18 protein-coding genes are annotated in these 25,280 nt (G+C 37.5%); 10 read left to right on the top strand and 8 right to left on the bottom strand.

The window, feature by feature from the left end; translation table 11 throughout:
- Window positions 1–41 precede the first annotated feature (41 nt).
- On the top strand, window positions 42–1,061 hold the full coding sequence (nagZ, locus tag GGG_RS0112230) for a beta-N-acetylhexosaminidase (RefSeq protein ID WP_010115270.1): 1,020 nt from the start codon (window positions 42–44) through the stop codon (window positions 1,059–1,061).
- 86 nt (window positions 1,062–1,147) lie between these two features.
- On the top strand, window positions 1,148–2,002 hold the full coding sequence (locus GGG_RS0112235) for a class I SAM-dependent methyltransferase (RefSeq protein WP_010115272.1): 855 nt from the start codon (window positions 1,148–1,150) through the stop codon (window positions 2,000–2,002).
- A gap of 77 nt (window positions 2,003–2,079) precedes the next feature.
- On the opposite strand, the gene GGG_RS0112240 is transcribed toward GGG_RS0112235, so the two are convergent.
- The gene (locus GGG_RS0112240; RefSeq protein WP_010115273.1) at window positions 2,080–3,411 is read right to left on the bottom strand and encodes an alpha/beta fold hydrolase; all 1,332 of its coding nucleotides are present in this window, start codon (window positions 3,409–3,411) and stop codon (window positions 2,080–2,082) included.
- Window positions 3,412–3,714: 303 nt separating this feature from the next.
- Between GGG_RS0112240 and GGG_RS0112245 the strand changes: the two genes are divergently transcribed.
- The 3 genes from GGG_RS0112245 to pta all read left to right on the top strand — a co-directional run bounded on the left by GGG_RS0112245 (window position 3,715) and on the right by pta (window position 8,758).
- Window positions 3,715–4,980, top strand: coding sequence for a glutamate-5-semialdehyde dehydrogenase (locus tag GGG_RS0112245; RefSeq protein ID WP_010115274.1), 1,266 nt, complete (start codon window positions 3,715–3,717; stop codon window positions 4,978–4,980).
- Window positions 4,981–5,351: 371 nt separating this feature from the next.
- Complete coding sequence (locus GGG_RS0112250; protein WP_010115275.1) at window positions 5,352–6,569, top strand: acetate/propionate family kinase; 1,218 nt, start codon at window positions 5,352–5,354, stop codon at window positions 6,567–6,569.
- 50 nt (window positions 6,570–6,619) lie between these two features.
- Entirely contained in the window at window positions 6,620–8,758 is a 2,139-nt protein-coding gene (pta, locus tag GGG_RS0112255; RefSeq protein ID WP_010115276.1) for a phosphate acetyltransferase, read from the top strand.
- A gap of 172 nt (window positions 8,759–8,930) precedes the next feature.
- Here pta and GGG_RS0112260 read toward each other — a convergent pair whose 3' ends face one another.
- Window positions 8,931–11,138 (bottom strand): TonB-dependent siderophore receptor, encoded by a 2,208-nt coding sequence (locus GGG_RS0112260; protein ID WP_029574569.1) that lies wholly within the window; start codon window positions 11,136–11,138, stop codon window positions 8,931–8,933.
- A 405-nt stretch (window positions 11,139–11,543) separates the two neighbouring features.
- Between GGG_RS0112260 and GGG_RS0112265 the strand changes: the two genes are divergently transcribed.
- Complete coding sequence (locus GGG_RS0112265) at window positions 11,544–12,884, top strand: MFS transporter (protein ID WP_010115279.1); 1,341 nt, start codon at window positions 11,544–11,546, stop codon at window positions 12,882–12,884.
- A gap of 64 nt (window positions 12,885–12,948) precedes the next feature.
- Here the strand turns inward: GGG_RS0112265 and GGG_RS0112270 are convergent, their stop codons facing one another.
- Window positions 12,949–13,746 carry an isopentenyl phosphate kinase gene (locus GGG_RS0112270; RefSeq protein ID WP_010115280.1) on the bottom strand — a complete coding sequence of 266 codons (798 nt, stop codon included), beginning with the start codon at window positions 13,744–13,746 and terminating at the stop codon, window positions 12,949–12,951.
- A gap of 278 nt (window positions 13,747–14,024) precedes the next feature.
- Window positions 14,025–14,642 carry a trans-aconitate 2-methyltransferase gene (locus GGG_RS0112275; protein ID WP_010115281.1) on the bottom strand — a complete coding sequence of 206 codons (618 nt, stop codon included), beginning with the start codon at window positions 14,640–14,642 and terminating at the stop codon, window positions 14,025–14,027.
- 534 nt (window positions 14,643–15,176) lie between these two features.
- Between GGG_RS0112275 and GGG_RS0112285 the strand changes: the two genes are divergently transcribed.
- The 3 genes from GGG_RS0112285 (at window position 15,177) to GGG_RS0112295 (ending at window position 17,915) form a co-directional block, all read left to right on the top strand.
- Window positions 15,177–16,703, top strand: coding sequence for a fumarate hydratase (locus tag GGG_RS0112285; RefSeq protein WP_010115282.1), 1,527 nt, complete (start codon window positions 15,177–15,179; stop codon window positions 16,701–16,703).
- Between the two features lie 83 nt (window positions 16,704–16,786).
- Window positions 16,787–17,338 carry a DUF2059 domain-containing protein gene (locus GGG_RS0112290; protein WP_029574570.1) on the top strand — a complete coding sequence of 184 codons (552 nt, stop codon included), beginning with the start codon at window positions 16,787–16,789 and terminating at the stop codon, window positions 17,336–17,338.
- Window positions 17,339–17,387: 49 nt separating this feature from the next.
- Window positions 17,388–17,915 (top strand): DUF2059 domain-containing protein, encoded by a 528-nt coding sequence (locus GGG_RS0112295; protein ID WP_010115284.1) that lies wholly within the window; start codon window positions 17,388–17,390, stop codon window positions 17,913–17,915.
- A 490-nt stretch (window positions 17,916–18,405) separates the two neighbouring features.
- Here GGG_RS0112295 and GGG_RS0112300 read toward each other — a convergent pair whose 3' ends face one another.
- From GGG_RS0112300 to tig, 4 genes are all read right to left on the bottom strand, one after another.
- The gene (locus tag GGG_RS0112300) at window positions 18,406–19,155 is read right to left on the bottom strand and encodes a DUF2846 domain-containing protein (RefSeq protein WP_010115286.1); all 750 of its coding nucleotides are present in this window, start codon (window positions 19,153–19,155) and stop codon (window positions 18,406–18,408) included.
- Window positions 19,156–19,322: 167 nt separating this feature from the next.
- A complete protein-coding gene (clpX, locus tag GGG_RS0112305) occupies window positions 19,323–20,633 on the bottom strand; it encodes an ATP-dependent Clp protease ATP-binding subunit ClpX (RefSeq protein WP_010115287.1) in 1,311 nt (436 codons plus the stop codon).
- Window positions 20,634–20,668: 35 nt separating this feature from the next.
- Window positions 20,669–21,280 (bottom strand): ATP-dependent Clp endopeptidase proteolytic subunit ClpP, encoded by a 612-nt coding sequence (gene clpP / locus GGG_RS0112310; RefSeq protein WP_010115288.1) that lies wholly within the window; start codon window positions 21,278–21,280, stop codon window positions 20,669–20,671.
- Window positions 21,281–21,469: 189 nt separating this feature from the next.
- Window positions 21,470–22,801 (bottom strand): trigger factor, encoded by a 1,332-nt coding sequence (gene tig / locus GGG_RS0112315; RefSeq protein ID WP_010115289.1) that lies wholly within the window; start codon window positions 22,799–22,801, stop codon window positions 21,470–21,472.
- Window positions 22,802–23,069: 268 nt separating this feature from the next.
- On the opposite strand from tig, the gene GGG_RS0112320 reads away from it, so the two are divergent.
- The gene (locus GGG_RS0112320; protein ID WP_010115290.1) at window positions 23,070–25,244 is read left to right on the top strand and encodes a TonB-dependent receptor; all 2,175 of its coding nucleotides are present in this window, start codon (window positions 23,070–23,072) and stop codon (window positions 25,242–25,244) included.
- Window positions 25,245–25,280: the final 36 nt, after the last annotated feature.

Consider the following 25,280-nt stretch of genomic DNA (forward strand, 5'->3'; position numbering starts at 1 on the left):
GTATTGTTTCTAAGTTTCTATAAATACAACCATGGTTTCCTATGATCGGCGCATTGATGCTTGATATTGCAGGCACAAAACTTACTCAAGAAGATATTGAACTATTACAAGCTCCGCAAGTCGGTGGCATGATTTTATTTGCAAGAAATATAGAATCACCCGCTCAAGTACGTGCTTTAACGGATCATATGCGCCAAGTCCGCCCAGATATTTTGATCGCTGTAGATCAAGAAGGTGGACGTGTACAAAGGCTCAGAACAGGTTTCACGCTTCTTCCCGCTATGGGGCATTTTGGTGAACTTTACTTAACCCAACCTGAAAAAGCCTTAGATTTAGCAGAAAAATGTGGCTGGTTAATGGCTATCGAAGTACTTGCTGTAGGAATTGACTTTAGCTTTGCTCCTGTTTTGGATATAAATGCGATTAGCGATGTCATTGGTGATCGTGCATTTGCAAAAAATGTACAAGATATCGTGCCTCTCGCAAGTGCATTTATGAAAGGTATGCAACGTGCGGGTATGGCAACCACAGGGAAACATTTCCCAGGTCATGGCTCAGTAAAAGCTGACTCACATATCGCCGCAGCCATTGATACACGTGAATATCAAGAAATCCACGACAATGACATGCAAAGCTTTATTCAGTTGCAACCTCAACTCAATGCCCTGATGCCAGCACATGTGATTTATGAAAAAGTTGATCCAAATCCAGCTGGTTTTTCACCGTATTGGATTCAAAAAATATTGCGTCAAGAATTAAAATATGAGGGTGTTCTGTTCTCAGACGATTTGAGTATGCAAGCGGCTTGCGTTGCAGGTCTTGCTGACGCACGTATCCGTGCTGCTTTAGATGCAGGTTGCGATATGGGCTTGGTATGTAATGACCGTGAATCTGCATGCATCGCATTGACTGGTATTGAAAACTTACCACTCCCCAACCAAGAACGTTTAGAACGTATGCGTGGTAAAATTCCAAACATTCAGATCGGTGAACAGCTCGATTTAGGAAATGAATGGCAATCTGTCAGAAAAGTCATTGAAGATTTTAAAAATTCCCTTTAAAAAGAACAGGAACACTTCGGTGTTCCTTTTTGGATGTTCATTATGAATTGTAATCAAAATTAGAAAAACAAAAGTTAAGGATAACTATGTCAGATTTACCAGAACAACAGCTTTCCAAACATCGCCATATTTCATTTACAGCCCATTACACAGGCTATATTTGGTATCAAATGGGGATTTCTCACCCTTTACTTGCAACCTCTAAAGGCAAAACTTTAGCCATGATTGCCCATCCAATTGAAAGTTGGGGTGAAAAATATGTGGGCGGCAGTATGCGTACCACACTTAAAGAACGTCACACCATGTTGGATGAACGTCTTAAACAACTCATTGAACAATCTCCAGATTTACAAGTTTTAGAAATTGCTGCAGGGCTATCCCCTCGTGGCTGGTGGTTTAGGCAGCATTATCCAACCATTGATTACCGTGAACTTGATTTGCCTGATATGGCAAAAACCAAACAAACTGCACTTAAACAAATTGATGCACAAAGTCCAGATGTACTCTCTGTAGATTTATTTACCGCTGATTTTCAAAAAGCATTTGAGGTATTCGATCCTAATCGCCCTTTAGTAGTGATCAGTGAGGGACTCATTAACTATTTTAATAAAGATCTTTTACAACAATTAATTCAATCCATTGCACATTATGGAAAAGACTTTAAAACCTTGCATTATTTGACTGATTTATACCCTGAACCTGTGAAAAATAAACTGGCAAAGGTCATTTGGAATAGTAGTAAATTATTAAAAGTAATGTCACGTAGTGCTTTCAGCTTTCACTTTGTTACACCTGAAGAAGTGAGAACATTTATGCAAAATGCAGGTTTTGGCAATGTCAAAGTGATTCAACCAAGCCTCTATTTTCATCAAGATACTACAGATTTAAATCCTGAAGAACATTTAGGTGATTTGGTTTGGATGATTGATGCTCAGTTGTAAGGCGAATGAGATACTCGGAAAGAAAAAACCAGTCGATTGACTGGTTTTTTAAATCTCTACATTTAACATTTATGAAATTAAACGATAGCTTCGACTTGTTGCTCTTGAGTTTGACGTGCAACAAAACGTAATAAACGATCTGCATTTTCAAAGCTACCATGCTTAAATAATGCACGTACACCTTGTTCTGACGTTTCAAAAATCAAGCATTCAATTGCAAACTCACCTTCATCATCACTCAGATTTAAAGCTAAATCACGTGGATGATCATCTACAAAAGTTAAGTCAGCTTGATTGCCCAACTTCATCCATAAACCAAAATAGTTTAAATCTACAATTTCAACATTCACAATGTGATCTGAATGGCGATGGGTCAGTTGACGTTGTGATTGCAACACTTGAATACGTGCTTCACCACGACGTTCTAATTTCTGCATCTCTTCACGAGTTAGGTTGATAATGCCATCTAGTCCATGAATAGACTCACCTTTTAAATACGTGGTAAATAAAGTCATGGTCTCTTTACGGCGTTGTAACTGTGGCACATGATCGGCATTGGCAATCATTGCAAATTGCATATCAGGACACTGTAAAGCAAAGTGCGCATTTTCATGTGGCAATGTAAAACTGTCGTATTGACCACATGCAACGAGCGTATCCATTTGTGGTACAGGTACGTGATTTAAGCGTAATAAGCGATTGCAATTAATTTCATAGCGTTCTTGTTCTGTATTCGAAAACTCAGCCATTTGTTTGAAAAACAATCTTTTCGCTGTCGGTGACATCCGAGTTTTATCAAGCTTGGCATGATTGACTAAATAAAGAATCACAGCTTGACCAAACTCATCCATACGCTGTTCTTTCATAAGCATCAATGATTCTTCTAAAAGCATACGCCAACTCTTGCGAGTTTCTTGCATGACGCCCATGAGAATCATTTTTTCGACAAGTTCAGGACGTTGATGGGCAAAGAACGAAGCAATCACTGAACCCAATGAGATCCCCACCACATCGACTTTAGCAATACCAACGATATCCAACCATTCGCCTAACATACAAGAGAGGTCAGGTAGCTCTAATGTCCCTGCTGATCGACCTGTATCTACATTAGTGATTTGTTGATTGGCACCCATCGATGGCAAATCAATTAGAATAACAGGGCCGCTTTCAAAGAATTGTTCAACACAATACTTATAAGAGTTAAAATTTTGAAATGCGCCTCCAACAATCACAATCGGAGTATTGTGAATCGTTCGTGGATCCGCAATTGCCATATACTCAATTTTCCAACCATCAATCCAAGTCGTCCGAGGAGGTTGTTTAAAACTGTGTTTGTTATATAGGTCGAAAAAACCAAAACTCGTAAAAGATTGGTGTGATTCATTGTCCATTTGGATAATGGAATTCATATCCTTCCTCCATCCCTGCTTTATTCTTTTAATATGCAAGATAGTTTAACTCACATTATTATCGCTAATAGCAATACAAGTTGTGTTTTGTATTACGTCAATGTCCTTATTGTTTCATTCTATACAGATGTGTGATTTATACGCAATCGCTAAATTGACCGCTCATCTAGTTTAAAGGGCAAAAAGATTGCAAAATATTTACATCCTCTATTTTTAAGCAGCTTTATTTCAACGCAATACTTCCTTGCCCGTGCATAGACTGTTACTATCAAAGAGATATTTTTAGTGATCAAATAAACCGCTATGCAAGATTCAATTGAACAGTATATGCAAACTGTAGGAAAACAAGCTCGCCAAGCTGCTGGTGTTTTGGCTGCATCAACTACACTTGTAAAAAATAATGCCTTATCTGCTATTTATACTGCTTTAAAAAATAGTGAACCCGAAATTTTAGCTGCCAATCAAATTGACATGACCCAAGGTCGTGAAAATAACTTGGATAGTGCTTTACTTGATCGTCTTGAACTCACACCCACACGCTTTAACGGAATGTTACAAGGCTTAAAAGATGTGATTGGTTTGGTTGACCCTATTGGTGAAATCACAGATTTAGCTTACCGTCCAACAGGTATCCAAATTGGTAAAATGCGTGTGCCTTTAGGTGTGGTTGGTATGATTTATGAATCACGCCCAAACGTCACACTTGAAGCTGCATCTTTGGCATTAAAATCTGCCAATGCCATTATTTTGCGTGGTGGTTCTGAAGCATTAAACTCCAACCAAGCTCTTGCTAAAGCCATTCAACATGGTTTAAAAACAGTTGGTTTACCAGAGACATGTGTGCAAGTGATTAACACCACTGACCGTGCTGCTGTGGGTCAATTAATCACCATGTCTGAATATGTAGATGTCATCGTGCCACGTGGTGGCAAAGGCTTGATTGAACGTATTACCAATGAAGCAACGATTCCAGTGATTAAGCATTTAGATGGTAATTGCCATGTTTTTGTTGAGGCACAAGCTGATTTACACAAAGCACTTCCAATTGCATTAAATGCAAAAACACATCGTTATGGCGTATGTAATGCCATGGAAACGCTGCTGGTCGATGAACAAATTGCGGAAGAGTTTTTACCTCGTATTGCAGAATTGTATGCTGAAAAACAAGTTGAGCTTCGTGGTTGCTTAAAAGTTCAAAAAATCTTGGGTGCTACAGTTAAACCTGCAAGTGAAGAAGATTGGTATGAAGAATATTTAGGGCCAATTTTAGCTGTGAAAATTGTTTCTGGTATTGAAGAAGCTATTCAGCACATCAACAAATATGGTTCACATCATACAGATGCGATTATTACTGAAAACTTTAGTTTGGCACGTCAATTCTTAACCCGTGTAGATTCAAGCTCAGTGATGGTCAATGCATCAACTCGTTTTGCAGATGGTTTTGAATACGGTCTAGGTGCTGAAATTGGTATCTCTACCGACAAAATTCATGCACGTGGTCCAGTAGGCTTAGAAGGTTTAACTTCTCAAAAATGGATCGTATTAGGTGATGGCCAAATTCGCCAATAATTCAATCTAAAAAACACCATTTGAACTCAGTATTTATTCTCTTAAGTACTGAGTTTTTTCTTGCTATGTCTTATTACGTATGTAAATTAACAATTCTGAAATCAACATTTACAAGAAACTGTATAGAACAGATAGATAAAATGGACAATGAATGCTAATTTTCACTTATTAAATGAATAATCAACTGATAAATATTAGATATTAATCATTTTTAGGTCGATAGTTCTAAAGTCTAATCACCTAAAGTCTAGCTAGGACAAAAAATCTACACATGGTAAAACATACGCACTGATCTTATTCCCCTGCTATAAAAAAAGCGTAATCAGATCAATCAGGATGACTTTTCAAATTACAATTTCAGGTATTAAAACGTGTCTACATCAGTATTAGTAATTAACTGTGGTTCTTCTTCAATCAAATATGCACTGGTTTCTGAAGGTCATGCAGATCGAATCTATGGTTTAGCAGAAAACTTAGGTTCTGCTGATGCACGTATTAAAGGAATCACTGCGGGTAATCAACCTCTTGAAATAGCGATTCCATATGCTGACCATGAAAAAGCTTTAGAAACCATTTTAGGTCGTTTATCTCAATACAAACCGAAAGCGATTGGACATCGTGTTGTGCATGGTGGAACGTTGACCAAAGCTGAATTATTAACACCTGAAATTATCGAAAAAATTCGTGAAGCAACACCGCTTGCACCATTACATAACCCAGCACATTTGGTCGGAATCAATGCAACAATGCGTTTATTTCCAGAATTACCACAAGTCGCTGTATTTGATACCGCATTCCATCAAACGATGCCACCGCATGCGTATCGTTATGCAATACCTAAATTCTTATATACTGACCACAATGTACGTCGTTATGGTTTCCACGGTACAAGTCATGCTTATGTTTCGGAACGTGGTTCTGAGCTGGCTGGTAGTTTCAAACAAGGCGGTTGGTTAACTGCGCACTTGGGGAATGGTAGCTCAACTTGTGCCATTTGGAATGGACAAAGTGTTGATACGTCTATGGGTTTAACACCACTTGAAGGTGTGGTCATGGGAACACGTAGTGGTGATGTAGATCCAAGTATTCACAGTTTCCTTGCATCGAATCTAGGTTGGGATATCTACAAAATTGACAGAATGTTGAATAGTCAATCAGGTTTATTAGGTCTATCTGACCTTTCAAATGATATGCGTACGTTAATCGAAGCTTCTGAACAAGGCAATGAAGATGCAACACTCGCGATTGAAGTATTCTGTTATCGTTTAGCAAAATCTTTAGCCGCTTTAAGTTGTGGCTTGCCTCGTATTGATGGTTTGTTCTTTACTGGCGGTATTGGTGAAAACTCAGCTTATATTCGTGAGAAAACAGTTGCTTACCTACCTCATTTTGGTTTTGACCTCAGTAAAGAAAAAAATAATAATCTCAAACGTGGTACAGAAGGTCGTATCGATGCAGGTCATGGTCCTCAAATCTGGGTGATTCCAACAGATGAAGAAGGACGTATTGCCAAAGAAACTGAGTTTGTTGTAGAACACGAGGTACAACAGACCGCAAAAAAGTCTGAATCAGATGTGGTGACAGCATAAGCTGTCCTCACTCTTTCTATTAAAATATCTTTATTTTTTAAGAATAGTTTATGAAAACAATTTTATTGGTTCCCACTGGGGAAGGCGTTGGTTTAACCTCTGCTTGTTTAGGTCTTGTTTATGCCTTGGAATGCCAAGGTGTAAAATCTGGTTTTTTAAAACCTTTTTCGCAAGAACTTAGCACTGAACCTGATCGCACTACTGCGCTGTATCGCCATATTTCTAATTCAGAAACCGTTGAACCGATTTCTTTTGCGAAAATTACGCATCTCTTAAATGCCAATGAAACAGATGAACTTTTAGAAGAAGCAGTCAGTCTGCACCGTCAAGTTGCAAAGTTACATGACATTATTATTGTTGAAGGTTTAGTTCCAACGACACGTGATTCGTTTGCAAGTGACTTGAATGCTTCTTTGGCACAAGCTTTAGATGCCAAAGTCATTTTTGTAAGCAATGCAGATATTCACAAACCTGAACAAACTGCTGAAAAAATCGAAACCCAATTACGTAATTTTGGTGGCGCATCATCATCACGTAATGCTGGTGTTTTGCTGATGCGTACTCGTGGACTTCCTGCCGATTCAGCGCAGATTCCTGTCACGATTGATACTGATCTTCGTTTAGTCCGTGATATCGGAAAATTCAGCGCTGAAATTCAGAAAAGTCATCCGTATATTGGTTCGGCGAAATTACCAATCATTGGTATGGTGCCCTTCAGTGATATTTTAAGTGTGCCACGTGTTTCAGATCTTGCAAAGCAAATCCAAGCCACATGGATCAATGAGGGTAAAGCGTCAACACGTCGTGTATTACACAGCAGTTTAATCGCTTCTAACATTGAACATGAATTGGATAAATTCATTGCAGGTGAACTGATCATCAGTGCTTCCGACCGTATTGATGTGCTATTGGCGAGTAGCTTAGCCACCAGTAATGGTATTCCTTTAGCAGGTTTGGTTTTAACAGAACATTATGAGCCGAATGCTTTAGTACTTGAATTCTGCCAATCTGCGATTAAGAATGGTTTACCAATTTTGCATACGCCTCTCAGCACTTTTGAAACAGCACAAAGGCTTTCAAATTTAAGCAATGAAATCCCGATTGATGATACTCAGCGTGCTGATCAAGTGACACGTTTTGTATCTAGTCATATTGATCCAGCTTGGTTGGCTCAAATGCTCAATGGTGATTACAAACCCCGTTTATCCCCTTCTGCATTCCGTCATGAATTGGTACAGAAATCCATTGCTGCGAAAAAGCGTATTGTGCTGCCTGAAGGTGATGAACCACGTACAGTGCAAGCGGCGGCAATCTGTCAGTCACGTGGTATTGCTCAATGTGTATTATTAGCAAAACCTGAAGCCGTTCTTGAAGTTGCTAAAGCACGTAATATTGAATTGCCTTTTGATTTAGAAATCATTGATCCTGATCTCATCCGTGAGAATTACGTTGCGAAAATGGTTGAACTGCGTAAAGGCAAACTCAACGAACTCCAAGCACGTGAACAACTTCAAGATACTGTGGTTTTAGGTACGATGATGTTAGCGCTTGATCAAGTAGATGGTTTGGTTTCTGGTGCGATCCATACCACAGCCAATACCGTTCGCCCTGCTTTCCAATTGATTAAAACCGCTCCTGAATACTCATTGGTTTCTTCAATATTTTTCATGCTGTTACCAGATGAAGTTTATGTCTATGGTGACTGTGCGATTAATCCTGATCCTGATGCTGAACAATTGGCGGAGATTGCTATCCAATCCGCTGATTCAGCAAAAGCGTTTGGTATTGACCCACGTATTGCCATGATTTCTTACTCTACAGGAACGTCAGGTACAGGTGCAGAAGTTGAGAAAGTTGCTAAGGCGACTGAAATTGCCAAACAACGTCGCCCTGATTTACTCATTGACGGGCCATTACAATATGATGCGGCATCGGTGGAAAGCGTAGGTCGTTCTAAAGCGCCTGATTCTCAGGTTGCAGGTCGTGCCAATGTCTTTATCTTCCCAGATTTAAATACAGGAAATACCACCTATAAAGCCGTTCAACGTTCTGCCAATGTGGTGAGTGTAGGGCCAATGTTGCAAGGTTTAAATAAGCCTGTGAATGACCTATCACGCGGTGCTTTGGTTGATGATATTGTCTTTACCATTGCTTTGACTGCAATTCAGTCAGCGCAACAAGAAGTTTAATTTAAGACATTCTCGTCGAGAAAAAATCTTCTAAATCAAAAAAACCATCCAATCAAACAATTGGATGGTTTTTTGTTTGTAATCAAATATTTTTTCAGAAATTGAGTGAATGTTCATTCTAAATAAGAACACTCACTGTAAATTCAAAATACTCGTTAATTAAAGCGACGACTTAGAAGAAATAATTCACTCTGAATAAATAATTGCGTGGTGTTCCTGGCATAGAACTTGAACGCCAGTATTCTTTATCCGTTAAATTATTCACGGCTAAAGTTGCGCCCCATTTGTCATCTTTATAACCAATCGCTGCATCTACACGAGTAAAGTCTGGCATTTTTGCAGTATTTTTATCTGTCGTATAATAAGAACCCACATAGGTTGCACCCATTTCACCGTACCAATTTTGAGTCGGTAAATAACGGACAAATAAGTTCCCTGTATTTTCAGAAATACCGCCAAGTCGATTGCCTTTTAAGTTGTCAGCTTCCTTCACATTACGACTATCATCTTTCCATTTTGCATCAATAAAGCCATAACCACCACGAACGTAGAGATTTTCAAGCACTTTACCGATAAAACTAAATTCTACACCTTTTGATTGTTGTTTCTGCCCCACTTCCCATTCATTTGGTTTATAGATGGCATCAGGCTGATAGCGGATATTGTTTTTGGTAATATCGTAGATTGAAAGTTGTGTATTCAAATTGCCATCTAACCAATCACTTTTTACACCAATTTCATACTGCTCGTTATATTGTGGTTCAGCATCATATAAGTTCGGTTCGATCGAAGCACTTACGCCCAACAATCCTCGCCCGCCATAAGGTGAAAAGCTTTTACTATAAGATGCATAAAAACTTTGGCTTTCAACAGGCTGCCAAACAAAACCAATATTTGGACTTACACTATCATCACTATAAGATCGAGTACTGTTTTTACGGACATCATGGGTTTTAAAATCATAACTGTCATATCGTAAACCTAACATCATTTTGTATTTTTCATTGAATGATATTAAATCTTGCAGGAAGAAACTCAGTGCATTGGCATCGGTTTGACTATGTGATGTTTCATCAGGTCGTGAGCCATTCAACAATGCCCAACTTGGTGATAAGAAGTTGTCTGCCGTATTAAATGGATCAACATAGCGATAATAAATTCCCGCCTTTTCTCCACTTGAATAGTTTCCAAGGATCGGTTCTCGTTTTTCATTCGACCAATCACTGCCAAACATGACTTTATGATCTAAAAGACCTGTTTTAAATTGTCCCGTAATATCAAAAGTATTGACTAAAGTTTTATTTGTTGTTTGTTGCCAAGCATAATTTTGACGGATTTTACCTTGCCAATCACATGGCTTGCCGTCATTTTGTAGACCCGACGCTGAACACCACGTTCCAGCAAAGAAATTATCAAAATCTTGGAATGATTCACGATGACTGAGTGCCCAATGAAATTTCCAATCAGGGGCAAATTCATATTTTAAATCTGTTCTAAATGATTTGGTTTCATCAACAATATGATCATTTTCACCAGCAAAGCCTGTTTTAATCGAAACACCTGCAGGTAGATTTGCATACTCTGGCCCACGATCAGGCGTTCTGTTTAGACTGTCATAAGTATATTCTGTCGTCCACAGGAGCTTTTCATCATCACTACGATAAGTCACACTTGGAGAAAGCATTTCTTGATTAAAGCCAATACCTGAGCGAAAGCTATTACTGTCTGACTTTTCACCGACTAAACGTACTGCCCAGTTATCATTTAAAATTTTATTCAGGTCAATGGTTCCGCCGACATTCTCATAAGAACCCACATAGGCGCCAACAGAACTTTTAGAATCAAAGTTAGCAACTTTGGTCACCATATTGATGACACCACCACCTGCACTACGACCATAAAGTACCGATGCAGGGCCTTTTAAAATCTCGATACGTTCAATATTTGCGGTACTACGGCGATACTGTCCACTTTCACGGACACCATCACGGTAAATATCATTGGTATCTGCATTAAATCCACGAATGGAAATACCATCATTTCGTGCATCATAGCTGGTCGAAACACCAGGTGTACCTTGTAACATCACGCTTAAATCATTTGCGCCATAAAGCTTGTACTTTGAAACATCAATGGTATCAATCGTTTGTGGAATATCTTTCTTATCCAAACCATTTCGAGTGACATTTGCCTGTTTATAATCAACATAAGTCTTTATTGGATCCCCTTCTTCCATCGCTTCAATAACAATGGTTGGAAGTGTTGCTGAACTGGTTTGTTGCGCTTCATTTATTTCTGAATTTGCAAAACTTGTCGAGGAAACAAAAAGAAACCCTGTCGATAGCATCATCAGGGATAAAGGATTTTTCACGAAAGGCACAAGAACACCGAAAATATAATGATAACAATTATCATTATAATAACTTCTTTTATAAAACTTTACAAAACATATTAATTCAACTACAGAATAAACAACTTTTGCACCATATAAGCTCAAAATTATTTAAAAAAGTTGATAAATCCTGTTCAATTTCTCACAATGTGAATCTAAGTTAAGTTCCTAAAATTAAAATTTTCCGCCATGAAAGAATAAAAATAAATCATCACCGTTATAATGAAGTTGCTTACAGATTTTCAATTTTTCATGACTTTTATCCAGAAAATTTCAAAAATAAAATCGATTTATGGTTAATTTAACGTTGATAAAAACGTTCTATTTCAATATCTTTAAAGGGAAAAGATAAAACATAATTTGAACAGAAAATAAAAACTGGTAGCTACATCAATGAATGAAACGAGTACAAGCAAATTTCCATTTGGACGAAATTTTTATTTCATTCAGTTCTCTGCAATTTTTAACAGTATTGCTTCTCGATGTACATATCTTGCACTTGCTTGGTGGGTACTTTCTATCACCCATGATGCAACTGCTTTTGCAGTTTTTGTTGCTGTAGGTTCTGCGGCTGATATCTTAGCACGTGGATTATTTGGCTCACTTGGTGATACTTACGATAAACAAAAACTGATTTCAATTTGCTATTTGATGAGCTTAATTTCATCAGTGGTCATTGCTCTACTCGCTACATCGGATTTGTATTGGTCAGGATTGCTGATTTTATGCCAAGTGATCGCTGGTTTAGCGGTAGGAATTCGTGAACCATTACAAAATAGTATTATTCCTTTTCAAGTGACTAAAGCATTGCTTTCTAAAGCAATTCAATGGCGCTCAGCAGCCATCACTATAGTCACATTTTGTTCGCCTATTATTGGGACTGGATTGATTTCAATCATCAGTGCACAAAATACCCTTTGGCTAGGTGTTGGGTTAATTATTGTTTCAATTGTACTTTTAGCATTTATTAAGCCGACAAACCTCCCTCAAGACTTCGAACATGCACCTAAACGCCCCAAATGGTACAGTGGTTTTTCTGCAATTTTACGACTACCACCCGAAATCAGTTTAATTAAAATTACTTTTTTCATGAATTTAGGGCTTTATCCATTTTTAGGCGTCATTCTACCTGCATTCTTTTATCAAAATTACAGCAAAAGTCCTTGGCTATTTGGTATCGCAGACACTTTTTTTGCTATCGGTATGTTTATCGGTGCAACAAAGATTGGCGCAATGGCAAATGCTCATTTTGGTCGTGCAACCACCACTTATTCTGGATATTTGGCTTTAGGTTTGGGTATTTTCATAACCGCATTGATGTGCCAAGTGTTAAGCATTTTTCATCTAGCTTATTTTCTACTCTTATGTTTTGGAATGGGTCTAGCTGGCTGTGGCTTAATGGTTGCTGTGACCAATACTAGTTTTATGCGTAGCGCTGCTTCTCCAAATCATTTTCTAAATAGAATCAGTGCCTCAGCAACTTTTGGTACAGGTATTGCCAGTCCACTTGGCGTTGTAGTTGCAGGTATTTTTATGAGCTATTTAGGACTATATACCACAATGATTGTCCTGAGCTTGATCATTGTATCTGCTTCCGTCTTATCATTTTTTAGTTCAAATCTTCGACAAGTGTTGGCTTTACCTGAAGATGAAATTCATGGAGCTTATTCTCGCTTTTACCCCAAAGCTTTTGATAAAAATGAACAGATTGTATTGAATGAAGATGTTGTGTAAATTCGATTTTTCTTTCGAGTAATGATGCTATTTAACGTTTTACAGAATGAACTTTGTAATTATTTCAATTTACCTCAAAGCGTGTACCGAAATGAATCTCTTTATTTAGGGAATGATCAATTAATCTAAAATTTTTAAAAGAAAGTATTTCACTGGTTACGTTATTTTTTAATAGATTCTCGATTTGTATTATTTTATGAGCCATACCACCAGTAACATCTTGATTTAATGAGGGACCAGCTAACTTTTTAATCGCTTTAAAATCCCCTAATTTAATTAATGGAATAATCTTTTTATCAATTAAATTGGAATACAAGCCATCTACATCCGTATAGTATAAAACATGCTTAACAGGAAAAACTTCAGATATTAAAAAAGGAATGTTGTCACTTGAAAAAATAGTAAAATTATTTTCTCTGTTAAAAACTAAATCTCCTGAAATTATCGGTATATAGTTCTGTTTTAAAGCTAGTAATATAGATTCAATATTTATTTCGTATTTCAAGTTTATCTTTTGTCTAACAATTGCTGAACACTGAAAAGGGTAGACTGGAAGACCATATTCAATAAAAACATTTGCAATATCTGTAAGCATTGAAAACATTACAGTCGTCATTTTAGATATATTAACCAAATGGTTATCTTTATTGCTCTTAGATAAAATATTATATTCTATTGGTGCCACATTACCAAAAGAGCCACCGCCAAAAACAAGAATTATTTTTGAGTTACTCAATAATTTTGATTTTGATATGGTCTCCGCAATATTTTTTAGATTTTCATAATTTAGTTCGTAATTTCCATTTTTGATGGTAGTTATGCTACCTCCAAGCTTTACGACATATAGTGGTGAATTAAACATATTTATCGCTATATAAGTTCTGACTTTAAATTTTATTAAAATTTGTAAAACTATGAGGTACAAATGATACAACAAATATCATAGGGCCTGCTTACATTTTGAGTTCAAAAATCATTCCAGAATGACAATCATGCAAACTACAGCATTCAGAAAATTTTTCTTTTGCTTGTCATATTGTATCTAGACTTCTCTAAATTGTATTAGCTAAAATCTAAGCTAACAATTAGCCATTATTATATATGCCAGTTTCAACCTAAGCTTAATTTTTTTCTCACCAACTACACCGTATGCCCTGCGCATTCAACATCTTCTGCAATCATTTTCACTACTTCAAAACCATATTGATTCAATAATTCACGATACTCTTCTGCTGACAAACTGGCATGATACAAAGCATCTCCAAATAGATCGCCAACGGCTTCACCGTTTGCAGGGCCACTGGTAAACATCAATGCTGTACCGTGTTCGGCAAACTTAGAGAATTGTTCAAACATTTTCCGTTGGTCTTCTTGAGTGAGATGAAAAAAGCTATCCCACGCTAAAATTGCTTGAAATTTTTGATCTAATTTTTGATTTAATTTGAGATCTAATTCAATATCTCGCATATCAGCCTGAATCCAAGTCTGCTCAGGAAAATTCTGCTTTGCCATTTCTAACATTGTGTCAGAAGCATCAACGCCGACGATAGAACAACTATTTTCAATCAAATACCGAGCAATGGGCACACCTGAACCACAGCCGAGATCGAGAATCTTTGAATGCTTTGGAATGATCGAAAGAAAGCGATCTAACCACGCTTGTTCATACAAAAAATCACCACGTAATTCAGTCCATGCACGACCATGTTTTTTATAAATTTGAATAATATTTTCAGCAAGATGAGATTGATCTGTCATGTTTTATTTGGACAATGAATTGAATTTTTTATTCGAATGAGGATAGAAATTTTAACAATAAATGAAGGAATTATTTTTAAAATTTAGACATAAAAAAAGAAGATAAAGCGTTAGGCTTGATCTTCTTTCTGACCATAAATCCAAGTTGCTGCAATAAACATACTAAAAGCTACAACCATCAGAACGCTTAACATTGTCATATTTCATCACTCTATTTTGTTGATGCCATTATGTGAAAGTTTTATGACAACTTTATGACAACACCGTCATATTCGAATAATTTTATTAAAAATAATTTTTAGCTATAAATAACAATAATTTGAAAAATAAAAATTATCCCAACCATTAAAATATTTCAGCTTTATTTCAAAATATACGCTGTTTATGACACGAAATAACAGCCAAGTATGAGCATAAATTATAAGTGTTATTCATTAAACTTTAGCCCAAATCCTCAGCAAAACACCCACAAATCTTGCTTTATCACGTATAATTTAGCCCGCTAGCTATCAGCCCGCTCAAGAGATTTTCGATATGACAACTATTATCAAGCAAGATGACTTGATCACATCGGTCAAAGATGCGCTTCAGTTCATTTCTTACTATCACCCACAAGACTTCATCCAAGCGATGAGCCGTGCTTATGATCGTGAAGAGAACAAAGCCGCAAAGGATGCGATTGCACAAATCTTAATTAACTCACGTATGTGTGCAGAAGGTCATCGTCCAATCTGTCAAGATACTGGTATCGTGAACGTTTTTGTTGATGTGGGCTTGGATGTTAAATTTGATTTAACCATGAGCTTAGACGACGCAATCAATGAAGGTGTACGTCAAGGTTATTTAGAAAATAGTAACGTTCTTCGTGCATCTGTACTTGCTGATCCTGCTTTTGGTCGTAAGAATACCAAAGACAACACCCCTGCTGTGATTCACTACAAACTCGTACCGGGTAATAAAGTAGATATCACGGTTGCTGCCAAAGGTGGCGGTTCAGAAAATAAATCTAAACTTGCGATGTTAAACCCTTCTGATTCTATCGTGGATTGGGTACTTAAGACTGTTCCGACAATGGGTGCAGGCTGGTGTCCTCCTGGTATGTTAGGTATCGGTATTGGTGGTACTGCTGAAAAAGCCATGATGCTTGCAAAAGAATCACTCATGGAAGAAATCAACATGGACGAGTTACTTCGCCGTGGGCCTGAAAATAAAATCGAAGAACTTCGTATGGAAATCTTTGAGAAAGTAAATGCGCTCGGTATCGGTGCTCAAGGTCTTGGTGGTTTAACAACTGTTCTTGATATCAAAATTAAAGATTATCCTTGTCATGCTGCGGGTAAACCAGTCGGTATGATTCCAAACTGTGCTGCAACGCGTCATGCACATTTCCAATTAGATGGTTCTGGTGTTGCACATATTCAAGCACCTAAACTTTCTGATTATCCTGAAGTGACTTGGGATTCTTCAAGCTCTAAGCGTGTTGACCTAGACAACATTACTCAAGAAGAAATGAATTCTTGGCAGCCAGGTGACACATTGTTGTTAAACGGTACAATCTATACAGGTCGTGACGCTGCGCATAAACGCATGTGTGAAATGTTGGATAATGGCGAAGAGCTTCCAGTCGATCTTAAAGGTAAATTTATTTACTACGTTGGCCCTGTAGATCCTGTGGGTGATGAAGTAGTTGGCCCTGCTGGCCCAACAACAGCGACTCGTATGGACAAATTCACACGTCAAGTTTTAGAAGCAACTGGCTTGTTTGGTATGATTGGTAAAGCTGATCGTGGCCCTACAGCGATTGAAGCAATCAAAGACAACAAAGCGACTTATTTAATGGCTGTTGGTGGTGCTGCATACTTAGTTTCTAAAGCAGTTCGCCAAGCTGAAGTTGTTGCATTTGCTGATTTAGGAATGGAAGCAATCTACAAATTTGTAGTTGAAGACATGCCTGTTTCTGTTGCTGTCGATGTGAATGGTACTTCTATTCATGCAACTGCACCAAAAATCTGGCAAGCAAAAATTGGAAAAATCCCAGTCGTTGATGCTGCTGCGAGTTAATCCATCATTCTTTTAAGATTCAACTTGAATCTTGATAAAAAAGCACTCTATGATGAAGAGTGCTTTTTTATTTGGGTTAAATAATGAAAATAAAACAACTGATCATACCGCTTATATTCGCAAGTTTATTTTTGGGAACCCAATCCATCGCCTTTGCTCGCCCAGCTACAGATAAAAGTATAGATCGGCTGATGCAGCTTTCTAATATTTCTGAGATTTTTAGACAAAGCACTAGAGATATGCAACCCTATTTTGATGAACAAGCAGAAGACCTAGTCCGTCAAGTCACTGGCGCACAAACTTTAAATATCGACCAGCAAAATGCAGCATTACAAATCAGTGCACTCTACAGTGAAGTTCAGCAAAAAATTACCACAGATCCTCAATTCATTAATATGTTTAAAGCCTTATTCAAAAAGACTTTTACTGAAGAAGAGGTTCAAGCCAATATTGAATTTTTGAGCACACCTATAGGACAATCGATTAATCAAAAAATGAATCTACTGATGTCTGAAATCATGTTAGAAACAACCAAGTTTTCACAAGAACAGATGTTAAAAGAAGAAAACCAAAAGTTGATTAAACAAAAAATGGAAGCGATCTTAGTGCCTTTGGTTCAAGGACAAGAAGACTGAATTTATAAATACATTCAATTCTAAATGTAATAGGTATAAAGGAAAAAATATGAAAGCCATCAAATATCTCATCTGTGGTCTTATTTGTTGTTCAGCAAATTTAAGTTTTGCAGCTCCAGCGACAGCACAAGATGTCGATAAATTGATTAGTGTGATGAATTTAAATCAACTGATGCAAGACACGCTTAAACAGCTTCGTCCACAGTTAGATCAGCAAGCTTATGTAATCGTACAAAGCGTTGTAAAGCATGAAAATTTAAGCCCGCAAGAACAAGTCATCGCAAATCAATTGGCAGATAAGCTCTATACACAAAGTCAGAAAATGTTAGCGTGGGATAAATTAAAACCTGTTTATTCAAAAATTTATGGTGATGTATTTAGTGCCGAAGAAGTTAAAGCACAGATAGATTTTTATTCAAGCTCGGTGGGTCAATCGATCTTACAAAAAACACCATTGGTGGCTCAAGAAACCATGAAAATTATGAATGACCAATTAAGCTCAGTCATGCAAACTTCACAGCAAGATTTTGAAGACATTGCAAAACAGTTAAATGAGTTAAAAAAGAAGGCCAATTGAGACCTGAGAAAATTTAAGATAACCTGAGTTCGGGATAAGATATGTTCCCAGCTATATGATACGCGGAAATGTCAGTCGCATTGTTCGAGGCCGGGCCACATCTGTAATATACTGTTTTTGCAATATATTAGGTACTTGATAGTATCTGTCGAGTTGGCGACTGACAAATGGTTTGGCCCTTACGTGGCAGTGCCACTCATCCCGAAAGGCTTACGAGGTAGTACCTCTCAGGTCGAACCTGAACAAGATTGAAATATATTTCAAGCGAAGTGCAAGACGAAGTGGGTTAATCCCTACATCTGACTTTAAACGGTGGGACTCCGCTGTGCCTGATCTATCTTTTCAATAACTTACATCAAACTCTATCCCGAACTGACGTTAAGATAGAAAACAAAACGATAAACGAAGTAAATAAAACTGCGTAGCCTAATGAAAAGATGATCCTAGGATCATCTTTTTGACTCATAAATCAATAATATAAAGTTCATTATTACCAAGTCATTGGATTCCAAATCTTAAATGGTCGAGTCAAATGTACATCATCACTGACTTTATAATCTTCACCTTTAATTTCTTCTTTAGGTTTGATCACACGACCATCCGCTGCGACTTCTCCAACAAAGTTTAATCCTGGAGATTTCAACTGAGTCATCGCAATTTCTTTCAAAGCTTGTCGTGTAGGCATTTGCATGAGAGGTCCAACACGTAGTAAGCCTGCTTCACCATTCGGTCCTCCACGAAATTTTTCTTCCTCATATTTCACGAAGTATTGCCCACCTGCTTCTACAGAAAAATAGGCAACTTTTGGTTTTTGAAAATGCAAAACCCCTAAAGGACGGCTTAAACTTAGCTTATAATCACCTTCGGCTAATTCAACCCAGTAATAATGATTGCTGATTAGGCTAGGGATATGCTCCCCATTTAAAAAGAAGCTGGTTGGAATGATTTCTTGTCTATTCCATCGACTATCTGGACGATAGAAATAAACCACCGCTGCTTGAGGATTTTGAGGCTTAACCAGTTTAAAATATTGCCCTGGTTTTTGTTTCATCCACGAACCAGCAGAAAATGAAGCGATCTTATATTGATCAAGCTTCTCATGAACCAACGAATCTTCTTTTTTGAAATCAATAGGATCTAAAGTTGAAACAACTTTTGCCGACTGTTGTTCAACGGATTGATGACTTTGACAAGCTGCTAGACCACAACTGACCAGAACGACTAAACCAACGTAACGCATGATTATCCCTCACCGCGTATTTTTTATTTTTCGTTTTTAATAAACACTATTCTCGTCATTGAGCTTAACATTTCAATGACCATTTAAAAATAAAAAACGTGTAAATAGTCAAGCTAATTACACGTTTCGGATGAAGTGCATCGGTTATTCAAACAAAATCCACTGAATTAAGCAGATTTTGAATCAAGTACCTTTAAATCCACTTTTTCAACATCGACTTGTTCTTGCTTTGGCTGACGACCTGCTTGATAAACAGGTTCAGCTTTATCATTGATCACAGCTTCATTGATGATTACTGTACCTACATCTTGACGACTTGGTAAGTCATACATCGTTTCAAGCAATACATTTTCAAGGATAGAACGCAAACCACGCGCACCTGTATTACGATCAAGTGCTTTCTTCGCCACAGCACGTAATGCCGAGTCTTCAAAAATGAGGTCAACATTTTCCATCTCAAAGAGATATTGATACTGACGTGTTAATGCATTTTTAGGTTCAGTCAAAATCTGCATCAACGCTTCTTCATCCAGCTCTTCAAGCGTTGCAATCACAGGTAAACGACCAATGAATTCTGGAATTAATCCAAAACGCACTAAATCTGCAGCTTCAACTTGACGGAATAATTCAGATAATTTTTTACTATCATCTTTATTTTTCACATCAGCGGTGAAACCAATACCACCCTTTTCTTGACGTTGTTGTACAACTTTTTCAAGTCCAGAGAATGCACCACCACAAATAAACAAGATATTTGCAGTATCCACTTGAATAAATTCTTGCTGTGGATGCTTACGACCACCTTGAGGCGGAATAGATGCAACTGTGCCTTCAATCATTTTTAACAATGCTTGCTGTACACCTTCACCAGACACATCACGGGTAATCGATGGATTTTCAGATTTACGGGTAATCTTATCAATTTCATCAATGTAGATAATGCCCTTCTGAGCTTTCTCTACATCATAATCCGCTTTTTGCAGTAGCTTTTGAATAATGTTTTCAACATCTTCACCGACATAACCTGCTTCGGTCAATGTTGTCGCATCTGCCATCGCAAATGGAACATCTAGCAAACGAGCAAGTGTCTGTGCAAGTAAAGTTTTACCTGAACCGGTAGGTCCAATCAGCAAAATATTACTTTTCGCAATTTCCACAGCGTCAGCAGGCTTATGACCTGTTTGGCTTACTTTTAGACGTTTGTAATGGTTATATACTGCAACAGAAAGGGTTTTCTTTGCTGTATCTTGACCAATCACATACTGGTCCAATGCCGCACGAATTTCATGTGGTTTTGGTAATGGACGCGTCGCCCAATCACCTGTTTCCACTTGCTGGCTGGTTTGGACTAAGTCTAAGCATACATCCACACATTCATTACAAATGTATGCGTCCTCGCCTGCAATCAGTTTACCGACTTCAGACTGCGTTTTACCGCAAAATGAACAATGCTTTTGTCCTTGAGGAAGATCGGACATTTTCACTCCAAATTCTTAAATCTTGTCTTTAAAGTTTAGTTTTGAGGGCGTTTACTTAATACCTGATCCACTAAACCATATTCTTTCGCTTGCTCAGCAGTCATGAAATTATCACGATCTGTATCTTTCGCAACTCTTTCATAATCTTGACCACTGTGTTCTGCCATCAAACGATTTAATCGCTCTTTAATGAACAGAATTTCACGTGCATGAATTTCAATATCAGATGCTTGTCCACGGAAACCACCTAATGGTTGGTGAATCATCACACGTGCATTTTCCAAGCAATAACGCTTGCCTTTTGCACCCGCATTTAATAAAAATGCGCCCATTGATGCTGCTTGCCCCATGCAATAAGTCACAACATCAGGTTTAATAAATTGCATGGTATCGTAAATTGCCATACCAGCAGTCACAGAACCACCCGGTGAGTTGATATATAAATGAATATCTTTGTCCGGATTTTCTGCTTCCAAGAACAACATTTGCGCAACAATTAAGTTCGCCATGTTGTCTTCAACTTCGCCTGTTAAAAAAATCACACGCTCACGTAAAAGACGTGAAAAAATATCGAAAGAACGCTCACCACGAGAAGATTGTTCTACGACCATTGGTACTAAAGCGTTTTCAATTGATGGAACATACATATGTTATTTATTCCTGAATTTTTGTTACTGCACTCATAGTCACAATATGAGGGATAATGACTGAAAATGCAAAATATTCCCAACCAAATATCCGATATTTTTTGCATCAGTATTGTGAATGAATCTAACAAGCCTCTATCAAATCGCATAAAAAAAAGGCGCCGAAGCGCCCTTTTTAGACTGAAGAACTTAGCCTTGTTGACGAGCTTGTTGTTCTTTCAATAAGTCTTGGTAACTTACAACTTCGTCAGTTACTTTAGCAGCAGCAAGAAGATGATCTACAACTTGATCTTCTAACACAACGCCTTCAATTTGAGCGCGTTGTTGTTTATCAGTTTTGAAGTATTCGATTACTTCTGTAGGATCTTCATAAGAAGAAGCCATATCTTCGATATAAGCATCTACACGAGCCGCATCTACTTCAAGTTTAGCATCAGCCAATACTTTGCTGACTAATACGCCAAGTTTAACTGCTTTTTCAGCTTGTTCTTTGAACAATTCATCTGGAAGCATGCTGCTGTCAAATGCTTTTGCACCTTGAGCACCAAACTGTTGAGTGAATTGTTGAATCATTTGTTGACGTTGACGGTCAATTTCTTGAGCCAACATAGACTCAGGAACTTCAACTTCGTTAGCAGCAACAAGTGCATCAAAAGCTGCACCTTTTACTTGGTTACGAAGACCATTTTTCACTTCACGTTCCATGTTTTTGCGAACGTCAGCTTTTAATTTTTCAACGCCTTCTTCTTCAGTAACACCAAAGATTTTTAAGAATTCAGCATCAATTTCAGGAAGCTTTTGCTTTTCAACAAGTTTTACATTGATTTTGAATTGAGCAGCTTTACCAGCAAGGTTTTCAGCTTGATAGTCTTCAGGGAAAGTAACATCGATTACTTTCTCTTCGCCTTTCTTCATACCAACGATACCGTCTTCGAAGCCAGGAATCATACGACCAGAACCTAGAACAAGTTTAAAGTCTTCAGCAGCACCGCCTTCAAACTTCTCACCATCTACAGTACCTTCAAAATCGAAAGTAACTTGCATGTCTTTTTTCGCCATGCCTTTAGTTTCAGTCCATTCAGCACGTTGCTTTTGAAGATTTTCAAGCATTGCGTCAACATCTTTGTCTGTTACTTCAGATGTTTTACGTGAAATCTCAAGACCGTCAAATTTAACGTCAACTTCTGGATAAACTTCAACAGTTGCTTGATAAACTAAAGCGTCATCTTTGTTTTCAACTTTATCGATATTTGGCATACCAACAGCATTGATTTTTTCTTGTTGGATTGCTTCGAATACTGTGTCACGAATAATGTCGTTAACAACTTCTTGGTAAATACCAGCGCCGTATTCACGACGTACAACATTTACAGGCACTTTACCTTGACGGAAGCCGTTAATCTTCACAGTTTTAGCAGTGCGTTTCAAGCGAGCTTCAAACTGCTCGTTAATACGGCTCGTCGGTACAGATACATTTAAACGACGGGCAACGCCCGAAACCGCTTCAGAAGTTACTTGCATGGCTTCCTCGATAGAATTTAATAATTACAGTTTTTAAAAAAGTGCCACATTATATGACAACATTAAAGGATATACAAAACAGGATGACGAAACTATAAGTTTTTATCCTGTTTTATTAGATTATTTCGTTTTTTTTATTTTTTGAGTAAATGCTCAACTTTTGTATGAAATTTATTGCAAATGATAAACTTTATCATTATCATTAAACCTCTTTTTAATATTTTATTAATTTTCATATATTTATCTCGTCCAGTTTGGAATTCTATTTATGAGTAAGTTCAACCTCCGCCCATTAAGTCTCGCTATTATCGGAATAACCGCAAGTTCAGCATTTGCAAATACGCAAACTGAAGATTCCTCCTCAACACATCAACTTTCAACAATTGTGGTTTCAGCTGCGGGGTTTGAACAAGATATTAAAAATGCGCCTGCATCGATTAGCGTCATTACGCAAGAAGATATAAGAAAAAAGAATGCAACCAGTATTTCAGACTTATTGGTTGATGTTCCTGGTATTGATATTCGTGATGGTGTGGGTAAAACCTCAGGTTTAAACATCAAAATGCGTGGTTTAGGCAATGAATATAGCCTCATTCTTATTGATGGTCGCCGCCAATCCACTTCGTCAGATGTAACACCAAATGGTTTTGGTGAATCATCAAATGGATTTCTTCCACCTTTAGCCTCCATTGAACGGATTGAAGTTATTCGTGGGCCAATGGCAACTCGTTATGGCTCTGAGGCTATGGGAGGTGTCATTAACATCATAACCAAGAAAATATCTGATCAATGGAATGGAAATGTTACTGTTGGTGGTAACATTATGGAAGATAAAGACGAAGCAGACTCATGGAAAACCAGCTTTGTATTGAATGGACCATTGATAAATGACCGTTTGGGATTACAGCTACGTGGTAGTTATTTAGATCGTCAAGAATCTGCACGTATCCCTGGAACTTCAGGTCGTGATCCTCGCCCAAGTGAAGCAGATATTTATGATGTAGGTGGTAAGTTACATTTAAAAATGGATGATAAAAATGCGCTTTGGGTCGATGGGTTTCATTCTAGCCAAACATACAGTAACGATGATAATCGCTTAGGGACTCAAGACACACCTACGCGAGCAAACGGTTATAAAGATGAATTAGAATTTAATCGTGAACAATATTCTATTGGTCATGACGGTGATTACAGTTTTGGTACTTGGAAATCTTATGTTAGCCAAACAAAAACTGAAACTTTAGGTCGAACCATTCCTAGAAATACATTTCCAAATAATGCTTACGCAGGACAAGACCGTACTTTAGAAAATACAGACCTTGTTGCAGACTCACATGTCATTTTACCGATTCAGAATCATAAAGTGACCGTTGGAGGAGAATATAAAAAAGCTGAAATAGCAGATGATGTGGCTGGCGCTGGAGCAAAATTTAAGAAAGACTCATTCTCATTTTATGCAGAAGATGAATGGAGCCTAAATGATGCATTACACTTAACAGTCGGTGGTCGTTATGAAGATCATTCAGGCTTTGGTGGACAATTTAGCCCACGAGGTTATTTGGTTTGGAATGCGACAGATGCATTCACATTCAAAGGTGGTGTGAGTACTGGATATAAAGCCCCTTCTGCAAAAGCACTACATGACGGTATTATTGGTGTGAGTGGTCAAGGTACAAACTTTTTAGTTGGTTCTCCAAATCTAAAGCCTGAAGAATCATTAAATTACGAGCTTGGCTTTAATTTTAATAATGGTAATTTGGATCTTACAACAACTGCATTTTTCACAAAAATTGATAATTTGATCACTGATGGTCCTGATTTATACAATTGTTCTTCAACAACCAATCCGAATCGACCAAACTGCGTAAGTTATGGATCTCATATTACTCAAGATACATTTTCTCAAAGTATCAATGCGGATGAAGCTGAAACAAAAGGTGTTGAACTCAGTTTAAAATACAACATCATTCCAGAATGGGATATTAAAGCTGCTTATACCTATATGGAAACCGAGATTACCAAAGGTGAAAATAAAGGCTCTTATCTGAATAACGTTCCTAAAAATGCTTTCAATATGACATCAACATGGCATATCAATGATCAGTTTGATCTTTGGTTACAACATGAATATAAGTCTGAGCGTAAGCGTTATAGTACAGAACAAACCGCTGGTGATGCTGCCATTATTTATGCAGCAACAGGAAACAAATTAAAAGGCTATAACCTATTTAACTTAGGTGCGAGCTACTTAATTAATGACAATCTCCGTATTAATGGTGCAGTAAACAATTTACTGGATAAAGATTTTACAGATAATGGCACTTATATAGATGCAAATGGTAATCCAGCCTCTTACTATGATTATATGACGATAGGTTCTAGTACTTCTGGAACTTACATTTCAGGTCGTAATTTATGGCTTTCCTTATCCTATGATTTTTAAGGATTTTTTATAATCCAAAATTTCAATAAAAACACT

This window comes from Acinetobacter sp. P8-3-8 (genome assembly GCF_000214135.1).
GTDB lineage: Bacteria > Pseudomonadota > Gammaproteobacteria > Pseudomonadales > Moraxellaceae > Acinetobacter.

Excerpts from the sequence above, each read along its gene's own strand:
- nagZ (WP_010115270.1), top strand. The coding sequence starts at position 42 with ATGATCGGCGCATTGATGCTTGATATTGCAGGCACAAAACTTACTCAA.
- GGG_RS0112235 (WP_010115272.1), top strand. The coding sequence starts at position 1,148 with ATGTCAGATTTACCAGAACAACAGCTTTCCAAACATCGCCATATTTCA.
- GGG_RS0112240 (WP_010115273.1), bottom strand. The coding sequence starts at position 3,411 with ATGAATTCCATTATCCAAATGGACAATGAATCACACCAATCTTTTACG.
- GGG_RS0112245 (WP_010115274.1), top strand. The coding sequence starts at position 3,715 with ATGCAAGATTCAATTGAACAGTATATGCAAACTGTAGGAAAACAAGCT.
- pta (WP_010115276.1), top strand. The coding sequence starts at position 6,620 with ATGAAAACAATTTTATTGGTTCCCACTGGGGAAGGCGTTGGTTTAACC.
- GGG_RS0112265 (WP_010115279.1), top strand. The coding sequence starts at position 11,544 with ATGAATGAAACGAGTACAAGCAAATTTCCATTTGGACGAAATTTTTAT.
- GGG_RS0112270 (WP_010115280.1), bottom strand. The coding sequence starts at position 13,746 with ATGTTTAATTCACCACTATATGTCGTAAAGCTTGGAGGTAGCATAACT.
- GGG_RS0112275 (WP_010115281.1), bottom strand. The coding sequence starts at position 14,642 with ATGACAGATCAATCTCATCTTGCTGAAAATATTATTCAAATTTATAAA.
- GGG_RS0112285 (WP_010115282.1), top strand. The coding sequence starts at position 15,177 with ATGACAACTATTATCAAGCAAGATGACTTGATCACATCGGTCAAAGAT.
- GGG_RS0112290 (WP_029574570.1), top strand. The coding sequence starts at position 16,787 with ATGAAAATAAAACAACTGATCATACCGCTTATATTCGCAAGTTTATTT.
- GGG_RS0112295 (WP_010115284.1), top strand. The coding sequence starts at position 17,388 with ATGAAAGCCATCAAATATCTCATCTGTGGTCTTATTTGTTGTTCAGCA.
- GGG_RS0112300 (WP_010115286.1), bottom strand. The coding sequence starts at position 19,155 with ATGCGTTACGTTGGTTTAGTCGTTCTGGTCAGTTGTGGTCTAGCAGCT.
- clpX (WP_010115287.1), bottom strand. The coding sequence starts at position 20,633 with ATGTCCGATCTTCCTCAAGGACAAAAGCATTGTTCATTTTGCGGTAAA.
- clpP (WP_010115288.1), bottom strand. The coding sequence starts at position 21,280 with ATGTATGTTCCATCAATTGAAAACGCTTTAGTACCAATGGTCGTAGAA.
- tig (WP_010115289.1), bottom strand. The coding sequence starts at position 22,801 with ATGCAAGTAACTTCTGAAGCGGTTTCGGGCGTTGCCCGTCGTTTAAAT.
- GGG_RS0112320 (WP_010115290.1), top strand. The coding sequence starts at position 23,070 with ATGAGTAAGTTCAACCTCCGCCCATTAAGTCTCGCTATTATCGGAATA.